Below are 22,707 nucleotides of genomic sequence, written 5' to 3'. Positions count from 1 at the left end.
TTGCCGTTGGCAATGCATGAAAATGTGAGAAATGAGTATTATCGTTAGAGGTGCTGATCCCAACTTGACCTATTTCATGCGGGAGGTTTGACATGAGCGAAACAACGATCGTTATCTTACTCATCGTATTCGGGTTGACCACAGGTTCGTTTACTTTGATTGCCGCCCTAAAAACACTCCGCGCCAATCAGAAAACCCAGCGGGAGCGTCAGGATATCTTGGACGATGGAATCCGGGCAAAAGCACTCATCCATTCCGTTCAGCAGACTTCATCCAGTATAAATGATCGTCCGGGCATCCAGCTCGATTTGACGGTTACACAGGAGGATGGCCAAACCTTCCGGGCCACGGTGAAAACCTTTATATCCGTCGTTCACATTCCCCGTTACCAAGAGGGGGCCGTCATTGATGTAAGATACAAAATGGTTGGGAATGAACGTAAGGTCGAAGTGGCGGAGGCCTATATTCCATCCGCGTAAATGATCCGGAAATAATATGGCTTCTCTACGGACAGGGGCCATGGATCACTTTGTTCTATTAGTCTTGTGCTCAGTATCATCCCCATAAAATAGAGGAACTTTTGGGTCTTATTTTCCGAATTTGAGCCTATTCATCACCATAGGGGAACTTTAGGGTCTTATTTTCCGATGAACAGGTCCAAAGGCGGCCTTTCGCTAATAAATCGCAAAAATAGCTCCATAAAATTCCTCTATTTCACGCAATATGGGGATATCGCTAAAATAGCGCCCTTTTTTTCCTTTAAGTTGTCACCCAGGATCTTCAATTAGAGACTAATTTTGCCTTTTTCTCAAGTCTTCACTTGCCATCATGTTAACGTTATTTCCAGAATCGTCTACTAATTGTTTTGTCAAGCCCCGGTTTGATCACTAAACCTAAAAAAGACGCTGATTTGTTCAGCGTCTTTCATGTTTAATCTCGTCGACGATCCCTTCCAGACAACGATTCAACTCATCTAGCGTAACCCCGGTTCGGCCAAGCAGACGGCCCTCTTCAACGGCTAACAGTTCTGCACGAAGGTTCAACTTTTTCTCGCGGCGGGAAAAGGCTTCCATATCCATGACAACAAGATCTACCTTGCCGTTTTTGGTTAAGAATACCGGTTCTCTGGAAGACATCTCTCCGCTTCATACTTTTTTAAAGAAATTCTTAGAACTCCCGCTAGTGTTGCAGAATTTAGATACGGATGACCATAATGAAATGTTGTATTACGAATTTGCTCCGATACTATTTTTTTGAATCTGTCGGTGTCATCTATACTCCTCTCTTTAAATTCTTCTTCCAAAGATTTATGATATATAAATTCATATTCTTTGATCCCTTGAATTACCCAAAATGTGTCGTACAACGGCGTCCCATATGCCCGAAGCCAATCCCACATAATCTCTGGATCTGTGACATTAGGGTTTTCCAAATGGCATCTATGGCATAGCAATACAAGATTCGAGGGAGCATCCTCACCGCCCAAAGAAGCAGGAATAATATGACACCTTTCTAATGACTTTTCGGATCCACATCTCCAACATCTCTCATGTGCCTCGGATGCGTCAACACCTAATCCACACTCATCTACTATTGAAAACCAATAATCTACTATTTCCTCTTTTGAAATTTTCATTTTTTCCCTTCCCATTTTGTATCTCCTCCGAACATTTTCAAAACTCTCCCATTGTTAAATAGACCACGTACGAACTTTTCATTAAGGATCAAGGCCAGGCCATAAATTAAAAAGATAGTGCCGAGAAAAAGCCGAAACATGGCGGGTACCGATTTGCTTAAGATGCGAATAACCAAAAATCAGACTTCCCCTGCTTCATCCATGCTTAAAAATCGCTGCCGCTGCTCCGGCGTTGGCAACATGCATTCGCTGCGTTTGCCGAACCAGCGGTATCGGTTGCGGGCAAATAAGCGGTAGGCCCAGTTCCGAACCGGTTTGGGGACGATGAGGAACAAGGCCGCTGCTTTCCAGATCCCGTCCAGCTTTCGAGCGATACGAAGCACCGCGGTGGATTCGGTGAACACCCGATCATTTTCAATCAAAATGATCGAGTCAAGACTGGGCGCTTCCACCCGCCCTGCGAGCAGCAACTTCGCCGCATCCGACTGTAGCGAAGCAAACCGGAAGTAACCAGCCCGATCCCTCCGAATGATGAACTGCACTGATCCGTTGCAGAAATTACATACTCCGTCAAAAAGAACAACGGCATGGTTTTCCGATTTGCCCACGGCGTGAGCCCCCTTTCACCTGTTGCAATGTCTATTGTAATATAAAGTGGTTAACTTTTAGTAAGATATTCATTTAAATTTGAATTAAAAAAACTTTGCCTTTCAATATAAATTTGATGATTTATTTTGTACTTTTTTCGCAAAACGGTATATAAGATTTGACTTTAATCAACACTAATGCATATATTTAAATTGTAATTTGCGAAAAAACCGCAAAATGGAGGTGTCACTTGTGTTGCTTGAGTTTAGAACCAAAAACTTCAAATCGTTCCAAGGTGAGCTTGTTTTCTCCATGATCCCTGCACCCAAGCAAAAGGGACTGGACTTTAGTTTGTTAAAAGAAAAAATCGGAGCTAAAGAATACAAGGGCCTAAGTTCAGCGGTCATTTATGGTCCAAACGCATCGGGCAAATCAAACATCATCGGGGCAATGGATGTCCTAAAAAATATTATTTTAAGAGGGCATATCCGAAATGAGGATAAAAAATCCCGATTCAATCCTGCAGCGAATACATTGGAACTAATCCCCAATAAAGCAAACAAACATAAAAGTCCTGTAGAGTTTGGCATAAAGTTCACAGACGGCGGATTTCTCTTTGACTATAGATTGTCCCTTGATTTAGGGAGTTTTTTGGAAGAGGACTATGATCGTCAAATACTGATGGAAACTTTGTATATAAACGAAAAGATGCTCTTTTCGCGGAATCCTTCGCTGGAGTTCGGCGATACAAAATTAATCAAAAATTATTTGATCAACGGGTTTGAGGAGAACGAAACCGGCGTAAAAACTTTAGCCAAAAACAATTTAATTGACGATGAGCTATTCTTGATGAACGGCTTTAAAGCCTTGTTCAGTTCAAAACTGGTCACCATTATAACAAAGTGGCTTGAGGATAAATTCATGGTTTTCTGCAGAGCGGACGCTCTTCAGTCCCGGCCTTCCAGTTCCAAGAAAGATACCATCTACATCAACACAACGGTGAATGATGCAGCCCGAATATTCGGAATCAATTCCAATGCGCTTGGCTACCTTTCATCGGAGGAAAATGCCGAACCGAAACTTTATTCGATTTTGGACAAAAACATGATAGTTCGATCAGACACTTTTGAATCTTTCGGGACCATCCGCTTTGTAAACATCTTCCCGGTTGTTATCGATGCTCTACTCAACGGGGGGACGTTAGTCATTGATGAATTCGATGCTTCCCTGCATCCGATGGCTTTAATGAGTATTGTGAACGTCTTCCATAATGATGACCTGAATAAAAAAAATGCACAGCTCATCTTCAACACACATAATCCTATATTTCTTAATTCGAACCTGTTCAGACGCGATGAAATTAAATTTGTCGAGCGTGATGAAGAAACTTTTTGCAGTACCCACTATTCATTATCCGATTTTGGTACTTCAGGAGAAAAGGCCGTCCGGATGGGCGGAGATTACATGAAAAATTATTTTATCAGCCAGTATGGCGCTATCAAGGATGTGGACTTCACCTCTGTGTTTGAAAAATTACTGGAAGCCAGAGGGGAGTTGTAGAATGGATGGCCGCTAAGAAGACAAATATGAAATATTATTTTACCGTCGAAGGAGAAACGGAAAAATGGTATCTGGAATGGCTGAAGCAATTAATAAACAACAATCCTTCGTCAGTTCACACAGTAACCATTGATAGCAAGAAAGAAAAAAATCCGGTGAAGCGAGTTAAGTCATTAACAGTGCTAAGTGAAACGACCATCACGCATTGGTTTGACTACGAAAGTAATGATGAAATTCATGAGAGACAATTTAAAGAAACATTGGATGCCCTAAAAAAGACCTCGACCTTAAGAAAACAAATCAAATACAAACTAGGATACAGCAATTTCACTTTCGAGCTTTGGATGATCTTGCATAAAAAAGATTGCAATGCTGCTCTTGCACACAGACGGCAATATCTGCAATGGATAAATAATGCTTTCGGAGAAAGTTTTGCAGAACTCTCTGATTATAAAGAAGAAGCAAATTTCAAAAGAGTCCTCAAAAAAATAACTTTAGATGATGTACGGGCAGCAATAATACGTGCAAAGAGTATCATGAATAGAAACAAAGAAGCCGGCTTAACCTTGCATGAGTACAAGGGATACAAATTTTATAAGGAAAATCCTTCTCTCTTGGTTCATGAATCTATTGAGAAGATATTGAGAGATTGCGGACTGATCTAAATGTGTATTGCGGTCGCCAAGTCAATGCAACAGCCATCACTAAAGTCAGCGTAACAAATGGCTGAAGCGGAATTGTCTTGGCGACTTCCAAAACAAAGTACTTTTAGAAAACCACTATTAAAAATACATCTGCTCCGTTTCGTTTTCCATAATCCGCTCAAAATGCTCTATTTTCCCCCGAACAAAATCATAAGTCCCTTTGTCTACACCTATACCTTCTAACTCCTTTAGAGAGATCGGGACAATCATCTTGCCACCGGAAAGTTGGTGTTTAATTTCTTCTATAGCAAACGATGTAAAACCTGCCCTGCTAAAAACCATTGCCCCAGTAATTCCTTTAGCCTCCATAGTTGGAACCAGGTTGCGAATATCCGATACCTCTACCTTATTTTTTCGATTCTTGCATTCGATCAGAATCAAGGCACCAAGTCTCCAAAGCCAGGAATCATACGAAACATTGCAGCAGTATATATCGACCTCGGCCCGTCCTCTTTTTGATCTGATGTCCGTGACTCTTATTCCAGGTATGGCACTCATAAAATACTTCGTCAACTCTTCCAACTTCTTTCCCTTTTCATATGATCGTGAGATTTCTTCCAGTTGAGAAAGAGCCTCCCTCCAATAGCCATAATCCAATGTAATGGCGGGTGTGTTATTCAAAACTAGACCAGAATTCCTGCGAATAAATCGATGAACTTCAGGTAAAAAGGCATGTCGGTTTCGCATCATCAGCAAAATATTTTTAGAAACTCCCGTTTCCTCACCCCCTTTTAAAAACTCTCTCATATTGGCCAACGTTTTTTTCAGTACTACTATAAATTGATCTACCTCTATAATTTTTTGTTCGATTATAATGTAGGAGCAGATATGTTTTCCTAAAAATTCACAAAAACGACGGTATAAGAATTCGAGATTAATGGTTGCTAGTTCTTCCTCATCAATTGTCGCCAGCCCGTAAAGAAAAACGTAGAACCACTCACAAATTAAATCAATGTGTTGATAATCGTATCCAAAAGCATAAATTGGATTGAGCAATATCTCTTCCACTTCTCCTATGGTCCATTGGCCAATATGCATACTATTCAGCTTGCTTAGGCCTACTTCAAAATCGTCTGCTAACGGCAAAAAAATTCCACCCTCCAATAGCATGCCCCAGTTTCCAAGCCTGTCGGGGAAAGTAGCCAACACCTTACGTCCGACCATATTCCGCAAAATAGAAGAACGGCTTAAACATTGATAACCTCTTAAAGCTAATTGCTCACGATCCAACCAAAAAGAGATAGTATGCCCCACCTGATCTATAGGATCAACGTTTGGACTAGGAGTCCAATAAAAAACTAATATAACCAATTCCTTGTCCTCTGTTGAAAATTCTGTCATTCTAGGATAATAAACGTTATCAGTAGTTATCAACTCAGCTAGGTAAAGCCAAAACATTGATTCCAGACAGTAATGATCTGTTTTTTTGATCATTCCTTTTATTCTTCTCTGGATATGCTTATTCCGTATAAGTTGTTCAAAGACTTGGTTAATTCTTGTTCTCCAAACTTGCCCTACACGGCGGATCTTTTCATTATGACCAGCGATAATATACAGTCTAGGAGCTTGTACACAATCTTTAAGATCCACCGAGGTCAAATCTCTTTTTAGGGCCTTCACTATAAAATCACGAAAGGGATAGTGATAATTATCAACACACTGAACCATCATTTCTTCATCCTTGATAAAACCATCGACAATGGAAAGTAATAACCCTGAACTGTTAGGAAATCTCATACCTCTCCCCCGTATTAATCGAAAAATGCAAATCTGCGAATCTTCGAATCATGTGCATAAGAATCAAGGCGGAATTTATACTGGGCAGCTACTGTCTCTTCTACCTTTCCTAATACTTGATGGTACGAATTCCACAGAAACTCGCATACGCCTAAAGAATCAAGAATGTCCAATAGTTCTAGATTTTCACAGTGTTGAGCTAAGTCAAGTTCATATTCTTTCTCATCGTTATCTATTAAAGAGCCCTGTTGCATAATGAACCGGCCTAACCGTAATAAAGCTGAGTGATTGTTCTTGCTTTCCCCCTCAGAACTACTCATATAAAGTTCCACTTCCAACAAATCGTGGCCAATAAACTCTAACGCAGAAATCTGTAACCCATTGCAGCATGATCCTGAAAATTCAGGAAGAAATGTATCCTGGGAAATTTTAAAATTTATAGTGAGTTCAAGAAAACTAAAAGTTGAGGAACCTACTGTCTTGGGACTGGTTGTGTCTACAGCATCTAAGTATTCCTTTAAAACCGGGATTAAATAATAGCGATTAAAATTTTGAAGATCTAACTCCGAGCTTAATATCCAAATATCGTGTTCAATATCAATAAAATAAGAACCAAGATCCAAAAAATTACTATAGGTAGCTGCACTTTCTTTTTCATTAAGGCAAAGAAATTTTTTTAATGACAAATAAGCCTGAAACTCCAAAGTTTGGAACTCATACCACTTACCTCTTAGAACTAAGAAAGGAAAAGACAGTATACTTAATAAGTCTATCTGACTGTCTTCCAGTTTCTCCTTAAAGGCAGGATGGCTTTCGATCATTTGTTCAGAAAAAATCGTCTGTCCTTTTTTCATCGTATCAAACGCAAATTCAGAAAACATGTTTACGATAGAATTTACATTGCTAAAAGAAGCCGTCTCGCAATACTGGTAAATTAGGTAAGACGCTAATTGCTCATAAAATAATGCACCAGTTGGCGGTAACTTTTTCACATCATGATAATAAGCCAGCAAAAGTGATAATCTGTTCCAATAACTAAAAAACGGCCAAATATACCATGGATTTTCATTCTCAAATAAAGAAATCAGCTCCGAAGCTTCTGTTACACTTTGCGAGTTCTTTTGAATGAAGTCAATGATATCTTCGTCATTCATTTCATCTGTTACTCCTAAAAGTGCGTCCCTTTCCGCCTTCATCATTTCTTGTATTTCTTTCTCGTTTTCTTCTTTATCTCCAATTCTTGTTCTGTCTTTTATATTCATATCCAACGTTTTTTCATAGTTTTCGTAATCTTCATCATCATAATAACCTGCAGCTAACCTTAACTCCTTCCAAAATGACTTGATGTCACGGAGTCTATACTCTTTCAATATCATTGGATAGATATAATCGATAAGAAAATCGATTCTGTCATATTCCCCATCTGAAGCAAAAAAATTGATATCATCAAGGAGTAAAAATTTAATATTATGCTTTATCGTTCTATAGTTAATTTTCTTAAAATCGTTAAATTCCTTTGGGAAAATCTCTTCAAAATCATTAAGTACCAATAGATGTTCAGCAAATCTAGACCGCTTATAATAGTCATTGATTAATAAATTTCCGTCAAATTTAATTCTTAATGGGGTGACCGTTTTGATTAAATGAGGGAACTCAACCATATCATCGTAAGAAAATGGGTACTTTTTCTCGTGAAGTCTCGAACATAAATATTGAGTTTTATCTATAATAAAGTTATCCATTTTAACATTTTCATTTACTTCAAAATGAAATGAAACATCCTGTAATTTTCTTACAATACATTCTTCAGGATCAACGTACACGGAAGGTTTATTTTCGAAAACATCTTTTTCGACATAAGAGTACTTTAGAGCATCGAATTCAGAAATAATTTTATCACTCAGCATATCTTTAAGTTTTTCGGGTAAATATATCTTTTTTTGATAAAAAATATCCCCTTCTGAATCAATATCATCAATATAACGTACTGAATTTGTAGCTTTAAACATAAATAGAAGTTGGTTTAAAAAGACGCACCCTTTGATAAGCATCTTGCCGTAATAAAGCACATTTTCGGCCAAATGCTGGTATAGAAAGTCCTTAATAGATGGATTCTGAAACTTTACTAAAATTGTTGCTGTTTCGTTCTGATAGGTCTTAATGATGGTTTTTTCTAATTGAGCAACAATGCTATCGAACTCTAGCTCTTGAATTGTTACGTTACTTTTCCCACCAGCCTCTATGCAAGAGTAGTAAGAGGCCTTTAAATCGCTTAATCTCATAGGTTGGGAAGATAGAAACAAAATAAGAGCTGTTAGTTGAGCACCATAAGTCTGCTTCATAAAGATACTCTTCCAGAAAGCTAGCGGCTCTTTTAAGTATTTTAGGAATTCCTTATAATACTCCGATGGGGAACTATTCTTCAATAAAACCGACCCTTGACTGAGAAAAGTTTCAATTATTCTTGGATTATAATTAGGATGGGTAATAATTCGTTCATATTCATCAGCAATAACCCTGACATAATCCCACTCAAGGAGGCGGGAAAAATAAAGGTGGTTGAATAAAATTTTTGCCTTGACTAAATCCGAATAATCTTCTAGTTCAAGAAGGCATTTTCCAATATCGAATGTTCTTTTGAGTTGTTCATCTTGGTATTCGGCTAAACCTTGCTGTAATACATATTCACGGGAGGTTAAAATCAAAATTTTATTGTGAGAGTTAGAAACACGTTGAATAAATTTTATCAAGTGTTTTTCTTCGTTATGGGGGAGTTTTTCATCTTTAAATATATCTCCCCAAAAATCATTAAAAAAGAAAATCTGTTTTTCCTTCTCTTTGTACATCCTGAGAGCTGACCCTACCGTATCTGCATAAATAAACTCTGCATATCCCCTTTGCTGTAAAAAATAAGCAGCTAAACAGCGGCCTAAAGTTGTTTTTCCAATACCGGGCTCACCCGAAATCAATACGTATTTGAAATTTTCTAACATATCAATAGCCCGTCCAAAACTAGGATTTTGAACGAAAACTTTAACCGTGTTCTCTATTTCTTCTAACTCCGCCCTTGATTCCGCATAGATATCTCGGTGGACAATTTCCTCAATAAGCGAAGTCAAGACGCCGGTACTGCTAAGCCATAGTTTATAATGGGTACGTTCAACATTTTGATAAAGCTCTTGACCAAGTAGTTTGTTCAATACGCCCCTATCTATAATGTCATCCCGAGTCTTTATCAAACCGTCAAATAAATCAAATATTTCATCCCGCTTCTTAAAATCCAGTTCAATGGAGGTGACAAGAATGTAGCGGGTTGGCTCTAACGCCTTCGCTTTTTGTTTTTCTTGGTTTTTTAAGACATTGAACAACTGGCTGTAATTGTTTTGATAACATTTTACCTGAGCGATAATTTTTGTCGTGCTGTCCCAAAAGCGGAGATCAGCTCCCCCATCTTTCCCCCGACCGGAAATTTCAAATGGAACTTTTTCCTTGATCTCCAAAATATCTCGGACCAATTCCTCAAACTCACGCGGAGACAAACAATTATGGAAATCATAATTAGGCATTTACTCACCTGCTTGGGTATTATTTAAAAATTGCTATCTTTAATCAACAAAGGTCGTGACCCGCTATGGCTCGCATCAAAAGACTCCACCGTAACGGAGGAGTCTGATATAATTTTCCGTTTCATTTACCTTCCGTCATGGTTCCAATAAATTAAGCCAAATAAACATTCTCATTATGCCATAAAAGAAACTAAGCTGATGGTCGTTCGTATTGCTCTTGTGGCATTTCCATCATTTTTTTGCCGTGAAAGGCATAGTATTCTTTCCCATTGCCAGTCCTCTTTAATACGTTTACTTACTTCAATTCGAAGCTCTTCATTAATGGTTAAGTAACCGCGGTCAAACAATGTATGCATATCTCTACTTAACAAAAGGCCATTACTTGTAATATTGGTGCCGTTTTGAGAATACGGCTTGATATGTGCAGCCCCAAAACGGGAAGTGTTTTTTCACCTATTATTGCACATCTTCGATGATAGGCTTCCGTTACCATAACCTTAAACGTTCCCTGGCCAATTCTCGGGTACACAATTGGGGCCGCCCCGTAACGCTTCAATTCACTCTCTTCCATTACGTGCTGAGAATCTGAAATTAATGGACCCTGGATTATAGACAACCTTCAAATGAAGAAGCTGACCCAATCAGTATCTGTATCATAGATTTTACCTTGTACAATATTGGGTTTCCAATCTACAGGAACGGGAATCCAGTCTTTCATATCAAAGAAAAACGACGTGGTCAGGATAATACAACCAATTGTCGGATCAGGCTCAGTACGAAAATCAGTCTTTCTATATCTATAGATTGCATTTCTAAAGCTCAGATAGTCGGTTGTATCATTCTTATTTCCAAAGGCTTCCCATGCCAACGAGATCGGTAAAAAAGAGTGACGGACAAAAAAACGCCACCAACAATGAAATTCCGAGGACTATACAAATAGAAACAGATCATTGGAATGTATCGCTTTAAAGGACCGTTTTCCACCGGGTTGCCAAAATTCAGCTCACCCGGCTTTTCGGTAGCCAGGTATTGAAACCAATTCTGGACTGTACCCCCCACATATATCTTCATTGTCGGCCTCCCATTTTCTCCCACGGACAATCCATATTATACCATACGCTCTATCTCTTTCATGGTAAAAAAATCAAGATTCTCAGGTACCGATTGAATATTCTCACATTTGATAACAGCATCGCAAGCAAAGACTCCGAAACTTTTACTTTCATTTATCTAAAAAATGCCTGACACATTTTTGTGTCAGGCTTATTTAATCAAAGGCCATTGCCTCAGTTATTTATCGCACGCGAATCATGATACAGGGAATTGATTTTCTCCACGGAATTTTTATTCGTCAAGTATTCGGACCAGGTCATAAAGTAGACAAACCGGGGTTGTCTTTCCTTTAAGACCTTAGGGTCGGGCAGCTCCCCGTTTTCACCGATGGCGATAGGTCTTCCGCCGCTAAGTTCCATCAGCTTTTCGTAATAGGCGTCCTTGTAGTCGTTATTGTAGATGTCCATGGCCAGCACATCCACATAATCGTGGCCGGGGTAATAAGGAGCTGAGTCAAAGGCCCATTCGCTTTCCGCGTTTGGACTCCATACCCAGATCAAGTTATTCAAATGGTGAACATTGGTGAACCTGTCATACATGTTTGTCCATAATTGCTTGGACAGTTCCGGACGTCCGCCCCACCAGAAAAATTCGGCGTTCATTTCATGGTAAGGCCGCCATAACACGGGAACTCCCGCAGCCTTAAGCTGAGTCAGGTAACCGGCTACCTCGTCCACCTGGGCGGCCCACTGATTATACAGGTCCGTACCGGGCGTAACGATCTGCTCCATTTGCTCCTCCGTCACCTTCGCTTTAACGCTTTCCCATCCGGCGGTTTTGGCGTCAAAAGGACGAATCTGATGATAAGTCAGGGTGATCATGGCGCCGCTTTGGGCTTTGGCGATGGCGGTATTAATCATCTTTTGCCTTAAGCCCGCAAAGTCGCCGCCCGTATAATAGGCAAAATCGGAGCCCCACAAGGCCGGATAAACACCGGTTATTTCGGCTGCCTTATTGTACCAATTGGAGGGGTCCTCATAGTAATTGTGCTGCCCGGTAAAAATACCGTTCCCCGTGGTGTCATACAATCGCTCCAGCAGAGATAGCGCCTCGGTGGAGGCATCCGGGTTGGAGGCTCTCACAGAGCTTGTGGCTGCCCGTAAAGCCGCTCCCTCCGAAACCAGATCTCCTTCGCTGACAGCTTTTACTTCAATGTCATAATCCGTTTCCGGGGATAAACCCTCCAGTTTATAGGAATAAGACGTCTGCCCCTGGACAGCGGGAACCGTTACCGTCCGCCCTTCCTCATTTTCCCCCTCTTCCTTATAGGATATCGCATAAGCCTTGACTCCATAAGGTCCTTCCGACGCCTCCCACCTCAGGTCCGCCGATACCCAGTCCACTCCGTTTACCTTAGCATTGGCCGGGGCGCTGGGCTCAAGGTTCTCCGGAAGCTCAGGCAGGGCCCCCACAAAAACATCATCCATAAACATATCGACGCCCGTCGTATTCCACATGGCCAGTCTCATCAGCTTGTCGCTGCTTCCGGCCTGAGCCTGTCCCTCAGTCTTGGTCCATTCCGTGCTGACCGGGACAGCCATTGGCACCTTGGTTTCCGTTGACCCGAATAAGCTGAAATCCAGTCCGAAGCTTGTGACCGGTGCGCTGGCGAACCGGGTCCAAAAGCTGACCAAATAGGTAGTATCGGGTGTTGTGTTCATTTTTTTGGTGCCGCCGCCGGTCAGATTTTTGATTTTCAGGGCGTATTGGCCGCTATGCGGATTGTCCTTTGTGGTCTCAAGGTTTTTCCATACCTCCCAAGGGGATACGGAACCGGTCTCAAGCCCCGGATTTTCCACCAGGTTGGGACCTGGTGTGGCTTCCAGCCCAATAACGGCGTCCGAGATGTTGCCCGCCTCGTCCACGGCAGTCAGCTTGATGGCATATACCTGATAGGCTTCCAGATTTTTGAGGTTATAGGTGTACTCGCTTTGTCCCTTCACATGGGGGACATTCACGGTCTGCCAACCGGAATCCTCCGTCTTCTTGTAGGAAAGCTGGTATGCCTCCGCGCCGGAATCATCCGCAGAACCTGTCCAGGTCAGCTTAAGACCATTTTGAATATGCTCCGTCTTCAATGCCCCGGGTGCGGTTGGCGGTTCATCGTCCGCATATTCCTGAATCATCGCATCATCAATAAAATAATCAACCGCCGTGTTATTCCAAAAAGATACCCGGACATGCTGCACACCGGCAGTAGGAGTAAATAAGACTTCTTGATATTCCCAGTCCGTTGATCCGGAGAATTTCAGGCTTTCTTTTCCCTGCTGGGAACCGAAATACTCCATTGAAATCGCATGGCTGGTCACGCCGGTGCCGGCAAATTTAACCCAAACGCCGATCCGGTATGTTTTTCCGGCTTTCACGGCTACGGATTGGGAAGCACCGCCCGTATTTCGCTTCACCTGAAGGGACTGACTTCCGCTGTGTTTTTCCGCCTTCGTAACCACCGGGTTCCCCCACTTCTCCCAAGCGGTATCCCCGGCTTCAAATCCGGGATTCGTCAGCAGATTGTCTCCTGCGGCCAGAACTTGGCCAGGCGATGCCACGATCACCGTTGACGCCAGAATGACTGCCAAAAACGCAGCCGCAATCCGTACAAAAATTGCTTTGGACCTTGCTCGTACCCTACTTGCCATAAATGTTTTCCTCCTTGTGCGGAAAGAATATACAACTTTTCTAAAGGCAAGTAGGTAATTCGCCAAAATACGCTATTTCCCTTCATATTCCATTCATGATTTTTCCAGTAGAGAGCCGGTTATTGCATACGTCTGTATATTAGATTCCTGCTTAAACGTTTGCCCAGGCTCTTCATGGCGTCACCCACAACAACAACAATTATCACAATGATGACAGCAACAACTTTGAAAGCTTTCATTTTCGCACATCCTTTCAAATTTCACATCCCTCGAAGAAACGGCAAAGTTGCTCTCCGCTGGATCCCGTATTTTCAAATGTTTCCCCTCATGATGTCGTCCCTATTCTACCGGTGCGTTGTTTTAGAGTTGCTTCTGAAATGTTTAAGAAATATTAATCGTTAGACACAAAAAAACAGCACATCTTCGTAAATAACCGAATACATGCTGCTCTACCTGCGTGATTACCGCGTAGGGTTGACTTTCAGCCTTACGGTGAAGGTAGCCCCTTGGCCTGGAGCGCTCCGGACCGTAATTGAGCCGCCGGCCAGTTCAATGACACGCAGCGAAAGCGCGAGTCCAAGACCGTTGCCTTCGCCGGAATGGGAGGTGTCTCCTTGATAAAATTTATCGAAAATATGCTTCATCGTTTCCTCGTCCATGCCGCAACCGGTGTCGGAAATGGTTACTGTCACATGATCCTCATCCGAGACTTGCGTTAAAGTGATTTTGCCGCCGGGTTCCGTAAATTTTAGCGCATTGGAGAGAAGGTTATGCCATACAATCTCCAACATGCTTTCATCGGCATGGATGATCGCACGGTCCTCGATATCGGCCACAAACTCAATCTCTTTCCGCTCCCATTCATTCTCAAAGGTAAGCGCGCAGTCGCTGAGCTGACGGCACAGGTCAAAAGGCTTGATGGCCGGAGCGATCTCCTGGTTTTCCAGCTTACTGAGCTTTAAAATATTGGTCACCAGTGCCGTCAGTTTTTTGGAGGCAGCGATGATCGTGTCGGCGTATTCCTTGCGCTGTTCCGGCGGCAAATCTTGCTTTTGCAGCACCGTGGCGTAGCTTTGGATCACCGACAGCGGGGTCTTGATTTCATGGGATACATTGGCGATAAAATCGTTTTTCAGCGTTTCGATGCTGCCCAGTTCCTCCACCATTTTATTGAAATCCTCAAACATGACGTCCACATAATCCCGTTTGTCCGCGGAGTGGATAGGCTCCAGATAAACCGAAAAATCGCCCTCGGCAACTTGTTTGGCGGCCAAGCTTAGTTTTCTCATCGGTTTGTCGAAGGTACGGAACTTTTGACGGGCGGTGACAAAGCAAAAAATGGCGGTAACAATCGCCCAATATCCGAGCATCCCAAAAATAAAATCCGGCGGCATGTCGTAAACCTTCATATCCATAGTTCTGGCATAAATCATCACTTGTCCGGCGGACAACGTCAGCAGTACAAAATAGATCAGCGCGTATTCCTTCCACGAAAAATGCTTTGCCTTGACCCGGTCGTCCTTTTCGATCGGCTTCTTTTTCATTCTACGACCGCCTTATATCCCAAGCCATGCACGGTAACGATTTTAAAATCGTCACAGCTGGAGAACTTGTCCCGGAGCTTGGTGATATACACATCCACGGCGCGCAGGCTGGTTTTGCTGTCGATGCCCCAGAACTCATCCATAAGTTGGGCACGGGAAAAGGTGTGCTTCGGATAAGACAGCAGCTTATACAGGATATTGAATTCACGCACGGTCACCGGAATGTCTTCCCCGTTCACCGTCGCCGTCATCGCGTCCGCATCCATCACCAGGCTCCCCACCGTCAAGCGCCTTTCATTGGCTATATTCGCCCGGCGGAGCAGCGCACCCACCCGCAGCACCAATTCATCCAGATCGATCGGTTTCACCATGTAATCGTCAATGCCGACCCGAAACCCCCGCTGCTTGGAAGAAATATCGTCACGGGCCGTCATAAACAAAATCGGGATATTCTTGTTAAGATCCCGCACGGTTTCGGCAAATTCATAACCATCGATCTCCGGCATCATAATGTCCGAAATGATCAGATCGTACAGATTGTTATACATCAAATCATAGGCCTCTCGCGGATTCAAACACCCTTTGGCGGCATATCCGTGATCGCTTAAATAACTGCAAACGATTTGATTGAGCTTTATATCATCTTCCACAACAAGTATATTGATCATAATAAAACCTCATTTCTCCGCAAGTGGAATCATCATAACAGGCAAATGTTAAAGAAATGTTTGAGGGGCTCAATAATCAGATTACCCAAAATGAGAAATTGTTGCATCTCCAATCCTGACAACCATGGTGTCAGAATTATTAGTGTAGGATCGATCTCAGATGACCTGCACAAGTTTATCGGCAGAGGAGGCAATGGCTGTGAGATTGGACCGTTTGCTCGGAATCACGCTGGAGCTTATGGCTAAAAAGAGGGTGACCGCCGCGCAGTTGGCCGGCAAGTTCGAAGTGTCGGTGCGCACCGTCTACCGTGACGTCGAATTGATCAATCAGGCCGGCATCCCGGTCGCCTCGTTCACCGGCGCGGATGGCGGATTCGAGCTGATGAACGGATTTTTTCTGACGCGGCAGCACTTCTCGCTCGAAGACTTGTCGGTGATCTATTCGCTTTTGAAGGCGATGGAAAGAGCGATGGGCGGCGCGGCGGCATCCACGATGCGGAAGCTGGCCAGCCTGCATCCGGCGCTGGCGAACGATGGAAACCATGAAGCCGTCATTCTTAGCATGAACGCGCCGGAACAGGAGCGGGACTACGTCCGGCGGCTGTTCCAGGCCATCCGGCAGTCGCGCGTGGTCGAACTGGCATACGCGAACGCCTATGGCGCGCCATCCGAGCGCAGCGTGGAACCATTGAATCTGCTGTGGGAAAACGGCGTCTGGTATCTGGAAGGGTACTGCCGCTTACGCCAGGCGAAAAGGTATTTCCGCGTATCGCGTATCGTCCGCCTCGATGTGTCGGAAGCCACATTCGTCCCCAGAACTACTCCGGACGAGCCGGAGCAGGAAGAACCGCCAGGGATCCGGGCCCATCTTCGCTTCGCCCCCTCGGCGCGCACCCGCGTGTTTGAGCAGTTTCCTGGCGAATGTACGTACCTGGGGGATTGCATCGACGTGCATACGACCTTTTATACGAAGGAGTATGCACTCTCGGTGATCGCCAGCTACGGAACAATGGTCGACATTGTGTCGCCGGGCGAACTGCGGGACGACATTGTCGCCCATCTCGAAGCCATCCGCCAGCATTACGCGAAAAAACAAGGAGGAGATGCGACATGACGATTTTGGTGACAGGTGCAACAGGAACGGTCGGACAACATGTGACGGATTTACTGGTGAAGCGGGGAATGCCCGTGCGGGCATTAACGCGGAATCCCAGGCAAGCGAAAACGAAGCTGCCGGAAGGCGTGCAGATCGCCGCGGGCGACCTGATGAAGCCCGAAACGCTGCGGGATGCAATGCAAGGCGTGGAGGCGGTGTTTCTGATCACCTCCAGCGACGAGCCTGAGGCTGACCTCGATACGGACCCGCAAGTGGTGGCGCTGGCGGAAGCGGCCGGCGTGAAACGGGTCGTCGTGTTGGTCGGCTTCGAAGAAGGACCGGTCGAGACAGCGCTACAGGCCAGCGGTGTACAGTGGACGCTGGTGAAGCCGGCTGAATTTATGGCCAACGTGCTGGCGGATTGGCGGGATATGATCCGCACGGAAGGCGTCGTGCGGGAATTTTACGGCGAGGCGCTGAGCGCGCGGGTGCATGAAGGAGACATCGCCGCGGTCGCCGTTCGGGTACTGCTGGAAGAAGGCCATCACGGGCGGACGTATCCGCTGACCGGTCCCGAAGCGCTGACGCGCAAAGAAGCGGTGCGCACGATCGCGGCCGCCATCGGGAAGGACATCCCTTTCGTCGAGCTGTCGGAGGAAGATGCGCGGCAGCAATGGCTGGGCCAGGGCTATGACGAGGAGAGCGTCGAGTTTTTCGTACAGATGGCGAAAAACACGCCTGAAGCCGGCTACACCATCCTGCCGACGATCGAGCAGGTGCTCGGTAGGCCGGCCCGCTCGTTAGCCGAATGGGCGAACGAGCATAAGCGGGAGTTTCTGTAGAACGGAGGAAGCGTGTAAATGAACTTCGCCATCGAAGCGCACAATTTGCGCAAATCGTTCCGGACGCATGAGGCGGTGCGGGGAGTGGATCTGGCCATTCGGCAAGGGGAGTTGTTCGCGCTGCTTGGCCCGAACGGCGCTGGCAAAACAACGACGATCCGCTTGCTGACAACGCTGCTGCGCCCGGACGTCGGATCGGCGCGCGTCTGCGGCTGCGACGTCGTGCTGAACGCCGCTGAAGTGCGCAGGCGCATCAGCGTCACGGGGCAATACGCGGCGCTGGATGAAGCGTTGACGGGCGTCCAAAATCTAACACTGTTCGCCGGGCTGCACGGCTATTCGCGCAAGGAGGCCCGCGCGCTCGCGGCGGAGCTGCTCGAATCGTTTGGGCTTGCGGAGGCCGGCGGGCGGACGGTCGCAACTTACTCCGGCGGCATGCGCCGACGGTTGGACCTGGCCGCCGGCATCCTCACGCAGCCCGAGGTACTGTTCCTCGATGAGCCGACAACCGAGCTGGACCCGCAGAGCCGGCACGAGCTGTGGGACATGGTCCGCCGTCTGGTGAAACAAGGGACAACCGTGCTGCTGACGACGCAGTACCTGGAAGAAGCCGATCGGTTGGCTGACCGCATCGGATTTATCGCCGAGGGGCGGATCATCGCCGTCGGTACGCCGGCGCTGCTCAAAGCTTCCATCGGCGGCAAGATGCTGACGATCCGGCTGGCGGCAGGAACCGATCCCGCCGGCGTCTGCCGCCTGCTCGCAAGCGAGCATGGGTTGGCCGGCCAGCCGAATGAGGATGGGTCGATCGTGAAAGCAGCGGTGCAGGAAACCGGGCTGGCGCACGCCGTTATCGGCACGCTGCTCGGCTACGGGGCGGCGATCGACGATTTCACCATGGGCGATCCGAGCCTCGACGACGTGTTCTTCGCGCTCACCGCCGCTCGCGGAAAGGAGGTATCGTCTGCATGAATATCACCCAGGCAACCGGAGCGAGGAAGCCGCGGCGCAGTCCGGGCGGTCTGGCCGCGACGGCCTTGTTCATGCGAAGAACGCTGTATCACATGCGAAACAACGGCTTCGGCTTCGCCATAGAGGCGCTCTTGTCGCCGATCATCATGCTGCTCATCTTCGCCTTTTTGTTCGGCGGAGCGATCGCCGGTTCCGTTACGGAGTATATCCAGTATCTGCTGCCGGGCATTCTCGTGCTGACGGTGGTGCCGATGACGGTATACAGCGGGACGACGTTATGCACGGATATCGCTAAAGGCGTCTACCATCGTTTCCGTACTATGCCGTTTTGGCAGCCCGCCGCCATTTTGGGCTCGGTTGCGGCCGATGGCTTGCGTTATTTGGCCGCGATGCTCGTCGTCCTGGCGGTGGGTTTTACGCTCGGATTCCGGGCGGACGGCGGTGTCGCCGGTACCATCGCAGCCGCATTGTACGTTCTCTTTTTCGCTTTCGGCGCAAGTTGGGTATTTGCACTGATCGGCAATGTGGCCAAACGGCCGGAGACGGTATCGGGCACAAGCATGATGATCGTGTACCCGCTTCTTTTTGCCAGCAACGTGCTCGTCGACACATCGACCATGCCCGGATGGCTGCGGACGGCGGTTGATTTGAATCCAATCAGCATCGCCGTCCAGCTGACAAGGAAACTGCTGCATGGTACGGCCGACGCGGCCGACCTGGCGTCCGGCATCGGCGCAGGACTGCTCCTGATCGCCGTCTTCGCCCCGCTGACGATATACGTTTACTTAAGAAGGCAACTGCGGTGAAAAGGGAGGCATTTCGCCTCCCTTCGATCGCGCCTTGGTGACATCTGAGGCATTTTTTTCCGGTGAGGCTTGATTAGATTTTCCCTTCGCTGCGCAGCCACTCCAACGTGTCAGCGATGGTTTCTTGAAACGGCCTTGTGCGGAAATAGAGCTCCTGCCGTGCCTTATCGGAAGAGAACTGATTGTTGCGGGTTAAGTTGTAGATTTCAAATTTCAGAGCCTCAAGGTTGGCCTCGCCTTCGGATTGGGCGAAACTGTGTTGCGGCATGGCCTGCATCTGTTCCGGCGTCAAAATGGTCTCGACACGCGGGGCACCGCTGGCTTCGCTGATCAGGTCGAACATCCGCCGCATTGATACCATCTCATTGCTCAAAATGTACCCCTCCCCCTTTCGTCCCTGCTCCGTGCAGGCAATTACGCCTTCCGCAAGATCGCGGACATCCACTGCATTGAAGGAGCCTTCAACGCCCACGGGCATTTGCCCCTGGCAATAACGGATCACAAAACTCGTGAATGGCCCAAAGGCGCTGTCGTTGGGTCCGGATATTCCGGAAGGATAAATGATCGAAGCATCCAGATCTTTACCGCGCACCGCTTCCAACACATATTGCGTAGCGGTGGCCTTGGTTTTTGCATAATAGCCGACCACCTGATCCGGAAAAAACGCTTCCGGCTCCCGGATGACCTGACCGTGCGGCGCTTCAAGAATGGCCCCGGTGGAGCTGACATACACCAATTTTTTCACCTGTTTGGCAACGCACAAGTCTACAATATTTTGTGTTCCCGTCACATTGACGTCATATACTTTTTGACTTGCCTGCGGCGATGTCGTTACAAGGCTCGCACAATGAATCACAACGACCTCGTGGTTCTCGGGCACCGTAAAAAAAGATTCCAACGAATTCAAATCCGTTAGATCGCCATAAACCACATCCGCCTCATCCGGTACATATTTCACCGCGGGATCGCCGTTTAATACCAGAGTCCGTACTTTTTTGCCCTGCGATACCAGCTTGCGGGAAATATTGTTACCCAAAAATCCGGCCGCACCCGTCAGCAAATAAATTGTATCCTTCATCCTGTTAATCCCCTCTCCTATCCCAATTTCAATATTGTTTTTATCTGCCTCCTACCTTACTGAGAATTTGTTTATGAATTACTTCAGAAATGTTTGAGAAATGCTAATAAACGAAAAACGTTAAAGACGAAATTTGTTTAGGAGGTCATCTTATGAACGACAACGAAAAAGCAGAAAACCAGCTCGAACAGGCAAAGGCCAAGGACTCGACCGATGAGGGACGGACGAAGGCGCTTATGACGAAGGACGCGTGGAATCAAGACGGCAATCCCGCCGCGGCAGTTGATGAATTCGGTCCGGAAATGGAACAGGAGAACCCGCCGACACATAATGGGAGGCCGATGTAGATCAGCCATAGGGGAGTTTGTATTGTGTACTAAATTTCGGCGCCGGCGGATAAAGGAGCAGTTGCCATAAAACAAACTGCTCCTTTTTTATATTGCTACTTGTCTACAACGGATTCGGGTGAAGGTGGCGATTTGTAGGGTTAATCCGTTTACCGGTTGTCTAACAAGATGTCTGCGGTAAGTTGGATGTGCGCTCTAAAGATCTCGACGGCACGATCGCTGTCGCGGCTAAGAACGGCATCGGTTAATGCCTTATGCTCGGCGCGGCCATCGCGAGTTGGCTGCTGCTGGCTCGACCAATGCCGATAAAATTCGCTCAAGTCCCAAAGGCGTTTGCAAATATCCAGGAGAATCGGATTTGGACATGCGGCGATAAGTTCGTAATGAAATTGACGGTGGATTTCAGACCATTCCTCGCGAACGGCAAGCTTTTGATTCACTTCCATGTACTCGGGTGTTTGCGATAATTTGTGATGAACGGCGATTACATTGGATTCCCATGTGAGATCGCCATGAGCGATGGACAGGCGTAATGCTGCGGATTCATTGATCGAACGCGCCTCTATGATGCTATTCAGTTCTTCTTCCGACACCGTCTTCACGGAAAATCCGTGATTCGGGTTTTGCAAGATGAGGCCTTGGGTCGCCAACCGGGTCAGTGCTTCTCGAACGACGGCAACCGAGACATCGAAACCTTGGGCTAATTCTGAAACAGTTAATGAAGACCCCGGTTCATATTGTCCAGACAGAATATCGGACTGCAGTTTCTTTCTGACATTTTCGCTTAAAGTGGACGAACCGTTTCTTTTGGCCATGAAGCCAGCACCATCCTTCATGAAATTCGGGATTATACACGTTTAAATATTTTACATCAAATCTATAAAAAAACAAACATCAAATTCGATAATTAGTATATTAAACGATTTGTATTTACAAAATCGATTCTTATCAATATAATCGAATTATATTTTAATTAAGGAGGTCATATACAGTGAGCAATAATCCATTTGCCAAATTGCCGGAAGTCGCAGGCTTCCAGATAACAAGTAACGACATTGCGGAGGGCCTTCCTCTACCGCTTCAGCAATACTCGGGGATGTCAGGAGTTGAGGGCGGCAAAGATCTTTCGCCCCATTTGAAATGGTCGGGTGCGCCCGAAGGAACGAAAAGTTTCGCCGTAACCGCGTATGACTCGGACGCCCCGACCGGATCGGGCCTCTGGCATTGGGCCGTCATCAACATCCCGGCCAGCGTCACCGAACTGCCGACCGGCGCAGGCGACGAGCATGGCAGCGGGTTGCCGCAAGGCGCTTTGCAACTACCGAACGATTTGCGGCTCGAACGGTTTATCGGTGCAGCGCCTCCAATGGGACACGGCCCTCATCGGTATTATTTTGTCGTTCATGCGCTGGATGTCGAGAATATCGGGGTCGACCCTAGCGCCACGCCGGCTCTCTTGGGATTCACCATGCTGGGCCATACGCTGGGGAGAGCCGTTCTCGTGGCAACAGGGGAAATCAAGTAACCCAAGCCGTTTAGGGGACATAGGAGACGATGGTAACGTCCAATGCTAGAAGCGAAGCAGCGTCAAGTACGGAGGAAGTGGTGAAGCTGGGCGATCCGCTTCATCAAGGTGTATGCTCTATGTGCCACCAGCCAATTAAAAATTTGAAGCATACGATCATTTGCGGCTGTGGGAGCAAAATCAAAAACAAAATCAAATTCATATAACTCGAAAAAAAGCTTATCCTTGTACGTAAAGGATCACTTTGAAAAAAAGAGTCAGGCCACATTAAAGAGATGACTCCTGT

General features: G+C 46.2%; 20 protein-coding genes. 9 read left to right on the top strand and 11 right to left on the bottom strand.

Translation table 11 applies throughout. The features are described from left to right. Positions 1-92: 92 nt before the first annotated feature. A complete protein-coding gene (locus ACLD72_RS15825) occupies positions 93-479 on the top strand; it encodes a hypothetical protein (RefSeq protein WP_410996712.1) in 387 nt (128 codons plus the stop codon). Positions 480-914: 435 nt separating this feature from the next. On the opposite strand, the gene ACLD72_RS15820 is transcribed toward ACLD72_RS15825, so the two are convergent. From ACLD72_RS15820 to ACLD72_RS15810, 3 genes are all read right to left on the bottom strand, one after another. Beyond that, a complete protein-coding gene (locus ACLD72_RS15820) occupies positions 915-1,136 on the bottom strand; it encodes a prevent-host-death protein (RefSeq protein WP_410996711.1) in 222 nt (73 codons plus the stop codon). After that, positions 1,109-1,651: an HNH endonuclease gene (locus tag ACLD72_RS15815; RefSeq protein WP_326044106.1), complete on the bottom strand. Its 543-nt coding sequence runs from the start codon at positions 1,649-1,651 to the stop codon at positions 1,109-1,111. The genes ACLD72_RS15820 and ACLD72_RS15815 overlap by 28 nt, the downstream gene beginning before the upstream one ends. 164 nt (positions 1,652-1,815) lie before the next feature. After that, the gene (locus ACLD72_RS15810; RefSeq protein ID WP_410996710.1) at positions 1,816-2,244 is read right to left on the bottom strand and encodes a thiol-disulfide oxidoreductase DCC family protein; all 429 of its coding nucleotides are present in this window, start codon (positions 2,242-2,244) and stop codon (positions 1,816-1,818) included. A gap of 232 nt (positions 2,245-2,476) precedes the next feature. Between ACLD72_RS15810 and ACLD72_RS15805 the strand changes: the two genes are divergently transcribed. Then, on the top strand, positions 2,477-3,784 hold the full coding sequence (locus ACLD72_RS15805; protein WP_410996709.1) for an AAA family ATPase: 1,308 nt from the start codon (positions 2,477-2,479) through the stop codon (positions 3,782-3,784). Positions 3,785-3,789: 5 nt separating this feature from the next. After that, on the top strand, positions 3,790-4,449 hold the full coding sequence (locus ACLD72_RS15800; protein ID WP_410996708.1) for an RloB domain-containing protein: 660 nt from the start codon (positions 3,790-3,792) through the stop codon (positions 4,447-4,449). A gap of 117 nt (positions 4,450-4,566) precedes the next feature. On the opposite strand, the gene ACLD72_RS15795 is transcribed toward ACLD72_RS15800, so the two are convergent. The 6 genes from ACLD72_RS15795 to ACLD72_RS15770 all read right to left on the bottom strand — a co-directional run bounded on the left by ACLD72_RS15795 (position 4,567) and on the right by ACLD72_RS15770 (position 15,755). After that, a complete protein-coding gene (locus tag ACLD72_RS15795; protein ID WP_410996707.1) occupies positions 4,567-6,225 on the bottom strand; it encodes a restriction endonuclease in 1,659 nt (552 codons plus the stop codon). A 14-nt stretch (positions 6,226-6,239) separates the two neighbouring features. After that, a complete protein-coding gene (locus ACLD72_RS15790; protein ID WP_410996706.1) occupies positions 6,240-9,791 on the bottom strand; it encodes an nSTAND3 domain-containing NTPase in 3,552 nt (1,183 codons plus the stop codon). Positions 9,792-9,964: 173 nt separating this feature from the next. Beyond that, entirely contained in the window at positions 9,965-10,180 is a 216-nt protein-coding gene (locus tag ACLD72_RS15785; protein ID WP_410996934.1) for an HNH endonuclease, read from the bottom strand. Positions 10,181-11,077: 897 nt separating this feature from the next. Then, positions 11,078-13,543: a glycosyl hydrolase gene (locus tag ACLD72_RS15780; RefSeq protein WP_410996705.1), complete on the bottom strand. Its 2,466-nt coding sequence runs from the start codon at positions 13,541-13,543 to the stop codon at positions 11,078-11,080. 461 nt (positions 13,544-14,004) lie between these two features. Beyond that, positions 14,005-15,087 (bottom strand): ATP-binding protein, encoded by a 1,083-nt coding sequence (locus ACLD72_RS15775; protein WP_410996704.1) that lies wholly within the window; start codon positions 15,085-15,087, stop codon positions 14,005-14,007. Then, positions 15,084-15,755, bottom strand: coding sequence for a response regulator transcription factor (locus ACLD72_RS15770; protein ID WP_410996703.1), 672 nt, complete (start codon positions 15,753-15,755; stop codon positions 15,084-15,086). The genes ACLD72_RS15775 and ACLD72_RS15770 overlap by 4 nt, the downstream gene beginning before the upstream one ends. Positions 15,756-15,954: 199 nt before the next feature. Here ACLD72_RS15770 and ACLD72_RS15765 point away from each other — a divergent pair, with 199 nt between their 5' ends. Genes ACLD72_RS15765 through ACLD72_RS15750 form a run of 4 tightly spaced genes read left to right on the top strand, consistent with a single transcriptional unit; the run spans position 15,955 to position 19,471 of the window. Continuing rightward, on the top strand, positions 15,955-16,869 hold the full coding sequence (locus ACLD72_RS15765; RefSeq protein ID WP_410996702.1) for a helix-turn-helix transcriptional regulator: 915 nt from the start codon (positions 15,955-15,957) through the stop codon (positions 16,867-16,869). Beyond that, the gene (locus tag ACLD72_RS15760) at positions 16,866-17,693 is read left to right on the top strand and encodes an NAD(P)H-binding protein (protein ID WP_410996701.1); all 828 of its coding nucleotides are present in this window, start codon (positions 16,866-16,868) and stop codon (positions 17,691-17,693) included. Before ACLD72_RS15765 ends, ACLD72_RS15760 begins: the two co-directional genes overlap by 4 nt. Positions 17,694-17,711: 18 nt before the next feature. After that, entirely contained in the window at positions 17,712-18,665 is a 954-nt protein-coding gene (locus tag ACLD72_RS15755) for an ATP-binding cassette domain-containing protein (protein WP_410996700.1), read from the top strand. Continuing rightward, a complete protein-coding gene (locus tag ACLD72_RS15750) occupies positions 18,662-19,471 on the top strand; it encodes an ABC transporter permease (RefSeq protein WP_410996699.1) in 810 nt (269 codons plus the stop codon). Before ACLD72_RS15755 ends, ACLD72_RS15750 begins: the two co-directional genes overlap by 4 nt. A 73-nt stretch (positions 19,472-19,544) precedes the next feature. Here the strand turns inward: ACLD72_RS15750 and ACLD72_RS15745 are convergent, their stop codons facing one another. After that, complete coding sequence (locus ACLD72_RS15745) at positions 19,545-20,549, bottom strand: NAD-dependent epimerase/dehydratase family protein (protein WP_410996698.1); 1,005 nt, start codon at positions 20,547-20,549, stop codon at positions 19,545-19,547. A gap of 152 nt (positions 20,550-20,701) precedes the next feature. Between ACLD72_RS15745 and ACLD72_RS15740 the strand changes: the two genes are divergently transcribed. Beyond that, positions 20,702-20,896 (top strand): hypothetical protein, encoded by a 195-nt coding sequence (locus ACLD72_RS15740; protein ID WP_410996697.1) that lies wholly within the window; start codon positions 20,702-20,704, stop codon positions 20,894-20,896. Between the two features lie 149 nt (positions 20,897-21,045). Here ACLD72_RS15740 and ACLD72_RS15735 read toward each other — a convergent pair whose 3' ends face one another. Continuing rightward, a complete protein-coding gene (locus ACLD72_RS15735; RefSeq protein ID WP_410996696.1) occupies positions 21,046-21,711 on the bottom strand; it encodes a GntR family transcriptional regulator in 666 nt (221 codons plus the stop codon). A 176-nt stretch (positions 21,712-21,887) separates the two neighbouring features. Between ACLD72_RS15735 and ACLD72_RS15730 the strand changes: the two genes are divergently transcribed. Then, complete coding sequence (locus ACLD72_RS15730; RefSeq protein WP_410996695.1) at positions 21,888-22,421, top strand: YbhB/YbcL family Raf kinase inhibitor-like protein; 534 nt, start codon at positions 21,888-21,890, stop codon at positions 22,419-22,421. Positions 22,422-22,707 lie beyond the last annotated feature (286 nt).

This window comes from Paenibacillus lacisediminis (genome assembly GCF_046567315.2).
The sequence above is the reverse complement of the archived record's forward strand: the minus strand, read 5'-3'. Positions and strand labels throughout refer to the sequence as shown.